13 protein-coding genes are annotated in these 13,497 nt (G+C 73.6%); 9 read left to right on the top strand and 4 right to left on the bottom strand.

Annotation, left to right across the window (positions count from 1 at the left end):
• Positions 1-84 precede the first annotated feature (84 nt).
• Positions 85-804: a carbon-nitrogen hydrolase family protein gene (locus ACFXDE_RS02390; RefSeq protein ID WP_380489996.1), complete on the bottom strand. Its 720-nt coding sequence runs from the start codon at positions 802-804 to the stop codon at positions 85-87.
• A 170-nt stretch (positions 805-974) separates the two neighbouring features.
• Between ACFXDE_RS02390 and ACFXDE_RS02385 the strand changes: the two genes are divergently transcribed.
• On the top strand, positions 975-1,298 hold the full coding sequence (locus ACFXDE_RS02385) for a hypothetical protein (protein WP_380489994.1): 324 nt from the start codon (positions 975-977) through the stop codon (positions 1,296-1,298).
• A 295-nt stretch (positions 1,299-1,593) separates the two neighbouring features.
• Entirely contained in the window at positions 1,594-3,402 is a 1,809-nt protein-coding gene (locus tag ACFXDE_RS02380; RefSeq protein ID WP_380490104.1) for a cholesterol oxidase substrate-binding domain-containing protein, read from the top strand.
• Between the two features lie 41 nt (positions 3,403-3,443).
• On the opposite strand, the gene ACFXDE_RS02375 is transcribed toward ACFXDE_RS02380, so the two are convergent.
• The gene (locus ACFXDE_RS02375) at positions 3,444-4,070 is read right to left on the bottom strand and encodes a helix-turn-helix domain-containing protein (protein WP_380490101.1); all 627 of its coding nucleotides are present in this window, start codon (positions 4,068-4,070) and stop codon (positions 3,444-3,446) included.
• Between the two features lie 203 nt (positions 4,071-4,273).
• Here ACFXDE_RS02375 and ACFXDE_RS02370 point away from each other — a divergent pair, with 203 nt between their 5' ends.
• Together ACFXDE_RS02370 and ACFXDE_RS02365 are read left to right on the top strand one after the other, a co-directional pair.
• The gene (locus ACFXDE_RS02370; protein WP_380489991.1) at positions 4,274-5,026 is read left to right on the top strand and encodes an AzlC family ABC transporter permease; all 753 of its coding nucleotides are present in this window, start codon (positions 4,274-4,276) and stop codon (positions 5,024-5,026) included.
• Complete coding sequence (locus ACFXDE_RS02365; RefSeq protein WP_380489988.1) at positions 5,026-5,334, top strand: AzlD domain-containing protein; 309 nt, start codon at positions 5,026-5,028, stop codon at positions 5,332-5,334. The genes ACFXDE_RS02370 and ACFXDE_RS02365 overlap by 1 nt, the downstream gene beginning before the upstream one ends.
• A 107-nt stretch (positions 5,335-5,441) precedes the next feature.
• Here the strand turns inward: ACFXDE_RS02365 and ACFXDE_RS02360 are convergent, their stop codons facing one another.
• Positions 5,442-5,990: a GNAT family N-acetyltransferase gene (locus ACFXDE_RS02360; RefSeq protein WP_380489986.1), complete on the bottom strand. Its 549-nt coding sequence runs from the start codon at positions 5,988-5,990 to the stop codon at positions 5,442-5,444.
• Positions 5,991-6,104: 114 nt separating this feature from the next.
• On the opposite strand from ACFXDE_RS02360, the gene ACFXDE_RS02355 reads away from it, so the two are divergent.
• From ACFXDE_RS02355 to ACFXDE_RS02335, 5 genes are all read left to right on the top strand, one after another.
• Entirely contained in the window at positions 6,105-7,292 is a 1,188-nt protein-coding gene (locus tag ACFXDE_RS02355) for an acyl-CoA dehydrogenase family protein (protein WP_380489983.1), read from the top strand.
• 74 nt (positions 7,293-7,366) lie between these two features.
• Entirely contained in the window at positions 7,367-7,783 is a 417-nt protein-coding gene (locus tag ACFXDE_RS02350; RefSeq protein WP_380489981.1) for an ADP-ribosylation/crystallin J1, read from the top strand.
• A gap of 233 nt (positions 7,784-8,016) precedes the next feature.
• Complete coding sequence (locus tag ACFXDE_RS02345; protein WP_380445587.1) at positions 8,017-8,895, top strand: alkaline phosphatase family protein; 879 nt, start codon at positions 8,017-8,019, stop codon at positions 8,893-8,895.
• A 339-nt stretch (positions 8,896-9,234) separates the two neighbouring features.
• A complete protein-coding gene (locus tag ACFXDE_RS02340) occupies positions 9,235-9,717 on the top strand; it encodes a hypothetical protein (protein WP_380489979.1) in 483 nt (160 codons plus the stop codon).
• A gap of 324 nt (positions 9,718-10,041) precedes the next feature.
• On the top strand, positions 10,042-11,241 hold the full coding sequence (locus tag ACFXDE_RS02335) for a multidrug effflux MFS transporter (protein WP_380489976.1): 1,200 nt from the start codon (positions 10,042-10,044) through the stop codon (positions 11,239-11,241).
• A gap of 138 nt (positions 11,242-11,379) precedes the next feature.
• On the opposite strand, the gene ACFXDE_RS02330 is transcribed toward ACFXDE_RS02335, so the two are convergent.
• Positions 11,380-13,125 carry a glycosyl hydrolase family 18 protein gene (locus ACFXDE_RS02330; protein ID WP_380489973.1) on the bottom strand — a complete coding sequence of 582 codons (1,746 nt, stop codon included), beginning with the start codon at positions 13,123-13,125 and terminating at the stop codon, positions 11,380-11,382.
• Positions 13,126-13,497: the final 372 nt, after the last annotated feature.

Raw genomic sequence — 13,497 nt, 5'->3', positions numbered from 1 at the left:
GGCGTCCCCGTCCCGGTCTCCGATCTTGACAGCCGTGCGCGGGCCCCGGGTATTTCCGGTGGCCCGCGCGTTCACCCTCGGGGGTTACGGCAGTTCGGCGCGGACCAGGCCGCCGGGCGCGGTGCCGGCCTGGGCGACCGGTGCGCCGACCGGTGCCCAGAAGCCCGAGCCGCCCGAGGCGGCCGGGAAGTCGCCGCTGGCCCCGGCGCTGGTGGAGAGGACGCTCCAGACGCCGTGGGCGGCGGCCCTGGCCCCGAGGTGCTCGTCGCGGCGGGCTGCGGATTCGGGCGAGGGGCCGTAGAGGGTGGACGCGACGTAGGCGTCGATGCCGAGGGCCGCCGTCTCCTCGGCGTGCGTGGGATCGGCGGCGTCGGCGCAGATCGCGAGGCCCAGCCTGACCCCGTCCAGCTCCAGGACGACGGGTGCGTCCCCGGCGGTGAAACGGTTCAGCTCCTCGCCGTGCAGCCGCATCTTCCGGTAGACGACGGAGACCCCCTCGCCGGTGACCGCCATGGTCACGATGTATTCGCGCCCGTCGGCGTCCGCGGCCGGGGCCCCGGCCAGCGCGGTGGCGCCGGTCTCGGCGCAGGCGGCGATCAGCGGCGCGAGCCGCGCGTCCGTCGGGTCGAGGGCCGGGGCGGTGAGGTCGTAGCCGGTCAGCGACAGCTCGGGGAACACCACGAGCCGCGCTCCGGCCTCCCGGACGGCCGCCGCGTGCCGGGCGGCGTTGCCGGAGACGGTGTCCGGCCGGCCGGGCTCCTCGCAGACGGGCTGGGCGACGGCGACGGTCAGGGATGCGGGCATGGCGGTGCTCCCGGGCGCGAGGCGGAAAAGATCAACTTATGCGGTCGTCCGATGGCCCGACAAGAGGCTTCGGCGGGCGGCCATCCAGGTAGAGGGCTAGGCAGGACGGAACCGGGGTCGGGCTCCGGCACGGCTGGTCAGCCGCACGCCGGCACGCCACTATGAGCCGCATGACCAACGACCAGGACGCCACCGCCCGCTACGAGGCCATCGCCGACGAACTGGCGCCGCGCGGCGCCCACCGGAGCAAGATGTTCGGCATGCCCTGCCTGAAGGACGTCAACGGCAAGGCCTTCGCCGGACTGCACAGCGGCGAACTGGTCTGCCGCCTCGGCCGCGACTCGGCCGAGCACGCGGAGGCCCTCGCGACGGAGGGGGCGCACCTCTTCGACCCGGCGGACGGGCGGCCGATGAAGGACTGGGTCTGCCTTCCCGAATCGGCGGCCGGGCAGTGGCAGCGCTACGCGGAGGCCGCCCTCGCCGCGCCGCGCTGACGGGCCCCGGGCCACTCCGGCGGCCCCGGCCGCGCATCGGCATGAGCCGTGATCACTCGTACGGGTGAATGATCGGCTGGAACGCTTCAAACGGCCGTCCGCCACTTCGTACGCTCCTGCCCGGACCGGGGACCGACGACGGACACCCGGGCGACGAGCTCAGGGGGCGGGACGGTTGACCACAGGACGGTGGCGCGGAGCCGGCGGCGGTCGGGACGGCGAAGCGGTGCGGGCGGCGGATCCGGGCTCCGCCGACGGGGCACGAGCGCACGGCGGCGGCCTGACCAGGCGCCAGATGCTCGGCGCGTCCGCCGCGCTCGGCGCGGGGGCCTGGCTGCTGCGCGGCACCGTCGGCCCGGACAGCGCCGAGGCCGCCACGCCCGTCCCGCCCGGGCTGCCCGCCGGCACCGAGCTGTACCAGCGGGTCTTCCAGAACTGGTCCGGCGAGATCCGCACCGACCAGCTGTGGACGTGCGCCCCCCGCACCCCGGAGGAGGTCCCCGCCCTCGCCGACTGGGCGCACGCCAACGGCTGGCGCCTGCGCGCCACCGGCTACCGCCACACCTGGGCGCCGCTCACCGTCGCCAACGGCACCCCCGACAGCGCCCGCGTCCTCCTGGTCGACACGAGCCGCCACCTCACCGCGATCACGGCCGACTCACCGACCACCGTGCGCGTCCAGACCGGCGCCACCATGGAGGACCTGCTCGCCCACCTGGCCGGCCGGGGCCTCGGCCTCACCGCCTGCCCGGCGCCCGGCGAGCTCACCGTCGGCGGCGTCCTCGCCATCGGCGGCCACGGCACCGCCGTCCCGGCCGCCGGGGAGACCCGCCAGGACGGGCACGGCTACGGATCGGTCAGCAACCAGGTCACCCGGCTCACCGCCGTCGTCCTCGACCCGGCCACCGGCCGCTACGCCCTGCGCACGTTCGACCGCTCCGAGGCCGACAGCGCCGCCTTCCTGGTCCACCTCGGCCGGGCGTTCCTCACCGAGGTCGTCCTGCGGGCCGGCGCCGACCGGCCGCTGCGCTGCGTCAGCCGCCTCGACATCCCGGCGAGCGAACTCTTCGCCCGTCCCGGCGACACCGGCGGCGGCGGACTCCTGGGCGGCCTGCTCGGCGGCGGCCCACCGCGCACCTTCGCCGACTTCGTCGACCGCGACGGGCGCGCCGAGGCCATCTGGTTCGCCTACACCGAGTACCCCTGGCTCAAGACCTGGAGCGTCGCTCCGGCCAAACCGCTCGCCGCCCGCACCGTCGACCAGCCCTACAACTACCCGTTCTCGGACAACGTCCCGGAACCCGTCGCCCGGCTCGCCGGCCAGATCGTCTCCGGTGCCTGGGCGTCGGCCCCGCTCTTCGGCCAACTCCAGTACCTCGTCGCCAAAGTGGGACTCACCGGCGACCTCACGGACGTCCTCCTCTCGGGCGGACTGCTGCGCGACCTGCTCACCGGCGACCTCCTCACCCACCTCCTCGCCGCCGGGCTGCGCTCGGACCTGTGGGGCCCCTCCCGCACCCTCCTCCAGTACGTGCGCCCCACCACCCTGCGGGTCACCGCCAACGGCTACGCGATCCTCTGCAAGCGCGCCGACCTGCAGTGGGTCGTCAGCGAATTCGCCGCCCAGTACCGGAAGCTGCTCGCCGACTACCAGGCGCGCGGCGAGTTCCCGGTCAACGGCGCGGTCGAGATCCGCGTCACCGGCCTGGACGACCCCGCCTACGCGGGCGTCCCCGGCGCCCGGCCGCCCCTGCTCTCCGCGCTGCGCCCGCGCCCGGACCGCCCCGAGTGGGACACCGCCGTCTGGCTCGACGTCCTGGCCTTCCCGGGCACCCCGGGCCTCGAACGCTTCGCCCGCGACCTCGAACAGTGGCTGCTGCGCACCTTCGACGGCACCCGGGCCGGCCTGCGCGTGGAGTGGTCCAAGGGCTGGGCGTACACCGCCGACGCGGCCTGGTCCGACCCGGACCTGCTCGGCCGGGTCATCCCCGCGAGCCTGCGCGACGGCGGCGGGCCGGGCTGGGACGAGGCGGTGGCCGTCCTGAACCGGCACGACCCCCACCGGGTCTTCGGAAACCCCTTCCTGGACGGCCTGTTGACGTAGCCGACTCCGAACGGTCGGCCATCGACGATCCGTCGGGTGCGTCAGATGTGTTCCATGACGATCACCGCCAGGGTGTCCGGGGCGAGCGCGCGGAACACGTGCGGGGCATCGCCCGGGTAGCTCACGTAGTCGCCCGGGCCCAGCTCCACCGGGGCCTCCGTCGGCCCGGCCAGCGCCCGGCCCGCTCCCAGCATCACGTGCTCGACCGTGCCGGGCATGTGCGGGTCGGAGGCCCGGGTCTCGCCCGGCTGCGCCTCGATGCGGTAGATGTCGCGCCGGGCGTTCGGCGGGCAGGACGACAGCACGGTGGCCGCGTAGTCGGCCCGCTCCGAGTGCGTGACGGGGCCCTCGCCCGCCCGGATCACCCGCACCGCCGGTCGCGGCGGATCGACGAGCCGGCTGAACGGGACGTTCAGTGCCACGCCGAGCGCCCACAGGGTCTCCACGCTCGGGTTGCCCGACCCCGATTCCAGCTGCGAGAGCGTGGACTTGGCGATGCCCGCCCGTCGGGCCAGCTCGGCCATCGACAGGCCGCTGCGCTCGCGCTCGCGCCGGATCGACGCGGCGATCAGGCCGATCAGCTCCGTGCCGGAGCCCAGGGGGGAGCCCGCGCCGGGGGGCGTACCGGATCCGGCGGAAGGGGCGGGGTTGGGGGTCGGGTCACTCATGCTGTCCACTCACGCTTCCTCGCGCCTCCTGCGGTCCCGTCTGCCTTGTCGGCCGCGCCATGCTCCCATGTCCGGCTCCCTGGCTCCCTGGCTCCTGGGCTCCCGAGCTTCCTGGTTTCCCGGCTCCCAGGACCTGGCGTTCGGTGTGGCGGTCCAAGGGTTCGCCTTGACGAACGGCTGGCCTCGGGTTCATTCTAATGGACATGCGTTCGCTCTTTCGAACACTGGAGTCTGCCACCGTCCGTGACATCGCTCTGGTCTGCCTGGCCGACGCCCTCGTCGGCGCCTCCTTCGGTGCGATCAGCGTCTCCGGCGGCCTGCCGCTCTGGGTGCCGGTCGCCATGTCCCTCCTCGTCTTCGCGGGCGGGTCCCAGTTCGCCGCCGTGGGTGTGGTGCTGTCCGGCGGCGGTGCGCTCGCGGCCGTCGCCACCGGGCTGGTGCTCAACGCCCGCCTGCTGCCGTTCGGCTTCACCGTCGCCGACGTGCTCGAAGGCCCGTGGTGGCGGCGGCTGTTCGGTGCCCAGCTCATCACGGACGAGAGTGCCGCGTTCGTCCTGCGGCAGTCGGACGGGCGGCGCCGGCGGGCCGCGTTCTGGCTGTGCGGGGTCGCGCTGTTCGTGGTGTGGAACGTCTCCGTCGTGCTCGGCGCGGCCGCGGGCGGGCTGATCGGCGACACGGACGCGCTCGGCCTCGACGCCGCCTTCCCGGCGGTGCTGCTCGCCCTCGTGCTGCCCACGCTCGACGACCGTCGGACGCGCGCGGCCGCGGTGGCGGGAGCGGTGGTCGCTGTGGTGGCGACGCCCTACCTGCCGGCCGGGCTGCCGGTGCTGCTGTCGCTCGTCGGGCTGCTGTTCACGGGGAAGCCCTCGGCGGCGGGGGAGTCTCGGGCGGCAGGGGTCGAGGGTGTGGTCGCCGTGGAGAACCGGTCCAACGCCGTTAAGGAGGAAGTCCGTTGATGCCGCTGTATGCCGTGCTGCTGCTGGCCGCCGGTACGTACGCCTACCGTCTTGCCGGGCCGCTGCTCGGGCACCGGATCGAACTGTCCGAGCGACTCCGGCACTTGCTGGCCGTGGCCGCGTCCGTCCTGCTGGTTGCCCTGGTCGCCACGGGCGCGCTCACTCAGGGCCATGGCTTCGCGGGGTGGGCCCGGCCGGCGGGCGTCATGGTCGCAGGTGTCCTCGCCCTGCGTCGTGCGCCGTTCCCGGCCGTCGTCGTGGCGGGCGCGGCGACGACCGCGGTGCTGCGGCTGTGCGGGGTGGGCTGACCGTCGATAGGTGACGAGTGGCGGCGAACAGATCACAGCGAACAGATAACAGATGACAGATTTCGAAATCTGTCATCTGTCATCTGTTATCTGTTCGCCCCCACCCGTCACCTCCCGCCCGCCCCCACCGCCTTGAAGAACACCGTCGTCGAGCACGGCGCGCCCGCCGGGTCGGTGGCGTAGTCCGGCACCTCGCCGACCCGGTTCCAGCCCGCCGCCTCGTACATCCGCTCGGCCGGGCTGCCCGTCTCGGTGTCGAGCACCAGCAGTCGCAGACCCAGCTCCGCCGCCCGCTCCTCCAGCGCGGCCAGCAGCCGCCCGGCCAGCCGGTGCCCGCGGTCCGCCGGGTGCACCATCAGCTTCGCGACCTCGCCCCGGTGCCGCCCGTTCGCGGTCGTCGCCGGCCGTAGCTGCACCGTCCCGGCGAGCCGCCCGTCGGCCTCCGCCCGCGCCGCCCACACCACCAGTCGCCCGTCCGTCACGTCCGGCACGAGCGCCCGCCACCACCGCGCGGCCTCAGCGGCCTCCAGTGGTGCCAGGAACCCGACCGACGCGCCACCGTGGACGGTCTCCACCAGCAGTCCCGCCATCTCGTCCGCCGCGCCGCGCAGCTCCTCCGCGGTCACCTCGCCGACCACGTACCCGCCACCGGACATGTCGCTTTCCTCACTCGCTCGCGCCCGCCCGCCGCCCCGCCGGGTGCGGAATACTCCCCGGTATCCCGTCATCCCGCCGAGACTACCGAGACCCCGAGACCCCAAGGAGCTTCGATGACGAAGCCGACCCGGATCGACCCGGCCGACCTGCTCGCCGTCGGCGATCTCCTCACCGACGAGGAGCGGCTCATCCGCGACACCGTCCGGAAGTTCGCCGACGAGCGGATCCGCCCGCACATCGGCGACTGGTTCGAGCGCGGGGTGTTCCCGGCCCGCGAACTGGCCCCCGAGCTCGGCGCGCTCGGTGTGCTCGGCATGCACCTCGACGGGTACGGCTGCACGGGTTCGAGCGCGGTCGCCTACGGCGTCGCGTGCATGGAGCTGGAGGCCGCCGACTCCGGGCTGCGCAGCTTCGTCTCCGTGCAGGGCTCGCTCGCCATGCGCGCGATCCATGCCTTCGGCTCGGAGGAGCAGAAGCAGCGCTGGCTGCCCGGCATGGCGGCCGGTGAGCTGATCGGCTGCTTCGCCCTCACCGAGCCGGACTTCGGCTCCGACCCGGCCAACATGCGCACCCGGGCGGTGCGCAAGGGCGGCGAGGGCGGTGACTGGGTGCTGTCCGGCAGCAAGATGTGGATCACCAACGGCAGCATCGCGGACGTCGCCGTCGTGTGGGCGCAGACCGAGGAGGGCGTGCGCGGCTTCCTCGTGGAGCACGGCACCCGCGGCCTGACCGCCACCGACGTGCACGGCAAGCTGTCCCTGCGCGCCTCCGTCACCAGCGAGCTGGCCTTCGACGACATCGTGCTGCCGGCCGACGCCGTGCTGCCCGGGGTCGTCGGCCTGCGCGGCCCGCTGTCGTCCCTCAACGAGGCCCGCTACGGCATCCTCTGGGGCACCGTCGGCGCCGCCCGCGACTGCTACACCGCGGCCCTGGACTACGCGAAGACCCGCATCCAGTTCGAGCGCCCCATCGCCGGCTTCCAGCTGACCCAGCAGAAGCTGGTCGAGATGATGCTGGAGGTGGAGAAGTCGTACCTGGTCGCGCTGCGGATCGGCCGGCTCAAGGACGAGGGCGCCGCCCGTCCGGCGCACATCAGCTTCGGGAAGCTCAACAACGTCCGCACCGCGCTGGAGATCGCGCGCAGCGCGCGGACCGTCCTCGGTGCCAACGGCATCACCACCGAGTACCCGGTGCTGCGGCATGCCAACAACCTGGAGTCGGTGCTCACTTACGAGGGCACCAGCGAGATCCACACGCTCGTGCTCGGCGAGGCCATCACCGGGGAGTCCGCCTACCGCTGACGCCCGGTGAGCCGGTGGCGGGCGGGAGAAACGCGGTGGCCGGGCCCGGGCGGGCTCGGCTACCGTCCCCTGCCATGAACGGCCAGACCACGCAGAGCGCCGCGACCACGGCGAGCGCCCCGACCGCACAGAGCGCCCGGACCGCCACCACGACCCTCTGGCGCCCGACCGGCCCCGAGGAACTGGCCCTGGTCGAGGCCGCCGACTGGCGCGCCTGGCCGCCCCGCCTGCCCGAGCAGCCGATCTTCTACCCCGTCCTGAACGAGGACTACGCGGTCCGGATCGCCCGCGACTGGAACGTCCCGGCCTCCGGCGTCGGCTACGTCACCCGCTTCGAGGTCGAGACGGAGTTCCTCGCCCGCTACCCCGTCCAGCGGGCGGGTGGCCGGACCATCCTCGAACTCTGGGTGCCGGCGGAGGAGTTGGCCGAGTTCAACCGGCACATCGTCGGCCGGATCGAGGTCGTCCACGAGTTCCGGCCGCAGGCCTGACGCCCGCCGCCCGCCGTCGCCCGCCCGTCGCCCGCCCGCCGCCCGCCGCCGCCCGTCCCCCGACCTCAGGCCCCCGCCGACCGGCGGGGTGCAAGGACAATCGCCCGACACCCCACGGACACTGCCCGTTCGGTGACCGGACACCAACCGGTACGGCGAGCGGTGAACCATGGCGCGGTCGGCGGCGCCCTCGGCGGGCACGCGCCGGATGCGCACGACCGAAAGGAACCCCCATGACCGCTGCCCCGTGGCCCCGCCCCCGCGTGCTCGTCGTCGGCATCGACGGCGTCCGGTACGACTACCTGGAGCACGTGCCGATGCCGCGGCTCACGGAGGTCGCCGACGCCGGGTTCCTCGTGCCCGTCACCGTCGCGGACACCACCCCCACCATGTCCGGGCCCTGCTGGGCCACCATCGTCACCGGCGTCGAGCCCGCCAAGCACGGCGTCTGGGGCAACCACCTCGCCGGCAACCGCCTCGACGTCTTCCCCGACTTCGCCACCCGCCTCAACCGCGGCGACCGCCGACGCACCTTCGTCGCCGCCGGCTGGGACCCGCTGATGATCAACGAGTCCGGCGGCCCCCTCTTCCGCGCCCCCGGCCGCCTCTCCTACATCGCCCCCGCCGAGGACACCCCCGAAGCCTGGGAGACCGTCGACGAGGAGGTCACCCGCGAGGCCGTCCACGTCCTCGCCACCGCCGACCCCGAAGCCTCCTTCGTCTACCTCGGCGCCGTCGACGAGACCGCCCACTTCCTCGGCTGCGGCGACGAGTACCGCGCCGCCATGCGCAACGCCGACGAACGCCTCGGCCGCCTCCTCGACGCCGTCCGCGGCCGCGCCACCCACGCCGACGAACAGTGGACCGTCATCGTCGTCACCGACCACGGCCACGTCGACGCCGGCGGCCACGGCGGCCGCACCACCGAGGAGCGCACCGCCTGGGTCGCCTGCGCCGGCCACGGCATCCCCGCCGGCCCGCCCACCGGGGAGATCCGCCACCCCGACGTCGCCGCCCAGGTGTACGCCTCCCTGCTGCGCCCGATCGACCCGCACTGGACCCTCGACGGCCGCCCGTTCCCCGTCTCCCGGCCGGTGCCCGCCGCCGTCTGACGGGTGTACGGTACGGGGCCGGTGCCCCGGGTGCAGCACACCGGGCTGCGCACGGGCCGGACTTGAGTGACGCTCTATCGGGACCCCGGCACCGCTCCGGCGCACACCGCCGGCGCGGCGCCCGCCACCCGAAACCGCGGGTGGCGGCACGTACGTCTGAAGGTGGAGAGGCTACCCCGTGGGATGGAGGCGTGATCGCGACCTCGTGGTGACGCCCCGGCCGTCCGGCGCGGGCCAGGATGGTTACACCGGCCGGGGGAACACCGCGGGCCGAACGGAACACTCGACACCCGCACCGACAGCGGACACGGAAACCGGACAGGGAGAGGGCAGGCGGACATGAAGGGCATCGTGAGCAAGGTCGCGCTCGGAGTCGCCGGGACGGGCATGGCCGTCGCCGTGGCCGCCGTCGTCATCGGCCCACGCGTGTCCGAGTGGTACGACGGCCGCCACCAGGAGCAGGTCTCGTACGCCACCGGCAGCGAGGCCAAGGCCGACCGCCACTCGATGCCCGGCTGGCTGCCCGACAACGCCTCCGCCGTCCGCTACCTGATGTCGACCACCGGCGACGACCGCCTGCTGCGCGCCACCCTCCCCGAGGGGCGGCTGCCCGTCGGCTGCACCACCGGGCTGACCGGCAAGGGAGCGCACCCGGTGCCGGTGTCGCTCAAGGCGGGCTGGTTCCCCGACGGCGTCGCGGGCAAGGCCACCGGCACCTGCGGGCACTACAACGTGATGCTCTCCGGCAACCAGCTCTACGCCTGGCAGGACGGCGCCGCCGTCCAGGCGGCCATGCGGGCGGAGCGTCCCGAGAAGCGCTGAGGCACGGGCCCCGGGGCGGACGGGTGAACGGTCCGGTGCCCCCGCTGTCGGAGCGGGGCCGGGCTGCGATAGGACGGAGCGTGGACAAACCCGTCCCGCCCCGTCCCGCCCGTCCAGCAAGGGAGCCCCATGCCTGGCCCCGGCCCCGGCCCTAGCGCCGGCCCGTCCGACGAGACGCCCGGCCCTGCCGCCGGCCCCACCACCGACCTGTCGTCGGCCCCAGCCGGGGCTCCAGCAGATGCGGCCACTCCAGCCACTCCAGCCACTCCAGCCGCAGCGGCCGCAGCGGCGGCCCCGGCGGGGCCCGGCAGGGGCACCGTAGCCGTGCTCGGCGGCCTGGTCGCGCTCGGCCCGCTGACCACCGACCTCTACTTGCCGGGCCTGCCCGCGATCGCCGACGACCTCGCCGCCGATCCGGCCGCGGTGCAGCTCACCCTCACGTTCTCGATGTTCGGGGTGGCGGCTGGACAGCTGCTGTTCGGGCCGCTCAGCGACCGCTTCGGACGCCGCCCGCCGCTGCTCGCCGGGCTCGTCCTCTACACCCTGGCCAGCACGGTGTGCGTGATCGCGCCCAACCTGCCGCTGCTGATCGCCGCCCGGTTCGTCCAGGGCGCGGCCGGGGCCGCCGGACTGGTCATCGGACGGGCCGTCGCCCGGGACCGCTTCCAGGGCGTGGCGATGCTCCGGTTCCTCGCCTCGATCACCCTGATATCGGGGCTGGCGCCGATCCTCGCGCCGATCGTCGGCGCGCAGCTGCTCCGGGTGACGTCGTGGCGCGGCACCTTCGGGGCGCTGACGGCGCTCGGGCTGCTTCTCGCGCTGGTGGCGTTCGGCGCGCTGCGCGAGACGCTGCCCGCCCAGGCGCGGCACGGCGGAGGGTTCGGGTCCACCCTGCGGACGATGGGCGGGCTGCTGCGCGACCTGCCGTTCCTCGGGCTGATGCTCACGGGCACGTTCGGGTTCGGGGCGCTGTTCGGGTACATCAGCGGGTCGTCGACGGTGCTGCAGCACGTCTACCACGTGTCGCCGCAGACCTACAGCCTGCTGTTCGGGCTGAACTCGGTGGCCATCGTCGGGATGACGCAGATCAACGGGCGGGTGCTGGCGCGGCGCTTCACGGCGGGCGCGCTGATGCTGGCCGGGCTGGGCCTGGCGGTGGTCGCGGGCGTGGCGCTGGTGTTGGTGACGACCGTGTGGGACTTCGGGCTGCTCGGGGTCTGCCCGGCGCTGTTCGTGATGATGGGCAGCATGGGGATGATCCTGCCGAACTCGGCGGCGCAGGCGCTCGGTCTGGTCGAGCCGCAGGCGGCGGGGACGGCTTCGGCGCTGCTGGGGACCGGCAACTTCCTGTGCGGGGCGCTGGTCGCACCGCTGAGCAGCCTGGGCGGGCGGCCGTCGGCGGTGCTGCTGGCGGTGGTCGTGCTGTCGAGCGCGGTGCTGGCGAGCGCGGCGTACGTGGCGCTGTGTCGGCCGTGGCAGGCGCGGGCCGAGGTCCCGGGGCGTACGGGGAGCCAGGCGGGCTGAGGGGCGGCCGGCGGTCGGCGGCTGACGGGGGACGGCGGACGACGAACAGCTGACAGATAACAGATGTTGAAATCTGTTATCTGTCAGCTGTTATCCGTTACCGGTTACCCGTTACCCGCTATCCGTCAGTCGGCCCCTTCAGCCAATCGCGAAGTCGTCGCCGTACACGTTTCCCTGCCCGTACCACCCGTGCAGGTAGACCGTCACGGTGCCGGTGCCGCCGGTGGTGAACGGGACGCTCAGCTTCGTCCAGCCGGCGGAGTTGGTCCAGGTGCTGGCGTTCGCCCCGCCACTGACGCCGAGGTAGGCGTAGTTGCCCTGCACCCAGCCGCTCAGCGTGTAGCTGGTGTTGGGCTTCAGGGTGACGGTCTGCGTGCACTCACCGGTCTGGCTCTCGGTCGGCGCGGCCTGCAGCGCGTACGAGCCGGAGTGGACCGGCGTGCTCACCACGGCGCCCCCGCCCTGGCAGGTCCACGGGGCGAGGCTGCCGCTCTCCAGGCCGCCGTTGGCCAGACCACCGGGAGGCGGAGTGCTGCCGGTGACGGTCAGCGTGTAGGTGGCGGTGTGCGTACCGGACGGAGCGCTCGCCTTCACCGTCAGCGGGTACGTGCCGGCCGCGGCCGCCGCCGTCGTCGTGACGCTGAGCGTGGCGCCGGTGCCGGCGGTGACGCTGCCGGGGGTGACAGTGGCGGTGACGCCCGCCGGGGCGCCGCTCACCGAGAGGCTGACGCTCTGCGCCGAGCCCGACGTCACGGCCGTCGCGATCGAGGCCGACGTGGAAGAACCAGCGGCCACCGTACCGGAGTTCGGGTTGACGGCCACCGAGAAGTCGTTCGTTGTCGGCGTGCCGCTCGTGAACGGCGCGAAGATGTGCGTGAAGTCCCAGGCGTTCTGGGCGATCCCGGAGCACGAGTCGTTCCCGGCCGTGCCCGGGCAGCCCCCGTTGTCGCGCTGGAGCGCCCAGAAGGACAGCGTGTTGATGCCCTTCGACACCGCCCAGTTGTACACGGTCGTCGCGTTGGCCACGGTGAACGTCTCGGCCGCGCCGTAGTCGTCGATGCCGACCATCTCGGTGATCCCGATCGAACCCCACAGCTGCGCCGGGGACTTGCCGGGGTAGAGCGTGGCCAGCTGGTTGTACAGGTCCTGGGCGGAGGTCTGGGTGTCGGCGGCCATGTCGTGGGTGGCGCCGTCGTAGTAGTCGAAGGTCATCATGTTGACGACGTCGATCCGCGCGTTGTTGCCGATCGCGTTCCGCAGCACGGAGAGTCCGTTGTCGGCCAGTCCGCTCGTGGTGGTCGGCAGCGTGTACGAGAACTGGACGGAACGGCCGTTGGCCGCGGCCCAGTCCTGCACCAGCTTGATCGCCTTGTTGCGGCGGTCGATGCCCGCCGAGTCGGTGAGCGAGTTGTCCTCGATGTCGAGGTCGATCCGGCTGATGTCGTACGTCGTGACGAGGCTCTCGTAGGCGGCCGCGATCTGGTTGACGTCGGTGCAACTGTCCGCGATCTCGGTGCCGTTGTGGTCGGCCGTGTAGCCGCCGAAGGACGGGATCACGTCTCCGCCGTTGGCGCGGATGGTGGCGATGTCGGCGCCGAAGGTCGAGGAGGAGACGGGCTTCGAGGTGTCGCCGTTCCAGTACGGGGTGCACGAGCCCTTCGCGGAGGCCTGGAGGAAGGCCATCGTCAGGTACTTGGCGCCGGACTGCGCGGCCAGCGTGGCGGGGCTCTGGCCGGTCCAGGACTCGAAGTAGGGGGCGAAGACCCGGCTGGGGAGCGGGGTCGCGGCCTGGGCGGAGCCCGTCCCGGCGGCGACGAGGCCGGCCGAGGCGGCCAGCGTGGCACAGGCCGTCAGGGCCGCCTGGATGGTTCTGCGTAGACGCATCGATTCTCCAACAGACATGGTGGGGCAGGACGTTGGGGCGGCGCAGGGACGTACGGGTCGCGCGGCGGGGAGCGGGCGGCGTGCTCGGGGCAGGCGGTGTCCACGGACTCGCGCGGCGGCGAACGGCGGTGCGGGTGGTGCGGACGCGCGCGCCGGGCGGGTTCGGGGGTGGAGCGGAACAGGGCAGGGCGGTGCCTCGGCCGCCGGTGGTCACACCCCCACAGTGCATCCCGGTCGGATCGACATGCTTATGGTTGGACTAGACCACTTCTCTGTCAAGGTGCCTTGCGGTTCGTCGCCGCACGGCCCCGGCCGCGTCGGGAGCCGCCGAAGGCGGGCGGCCGGACCCCGGGCCGGTTATTGGATTGTGGA

Origin of the sequence: Kitasatospora sp. NPDC059408, assembly GCF_042751525.1 — a bacterium.
GTDB lineage: Bacteria > Actinomycetota > Actinomycetes > Streptomycetales > Streptomycetaceae > Kitasatospora.
This window is presented reverse-complemented; position numbering and strand designations above follow the sequence as displayed.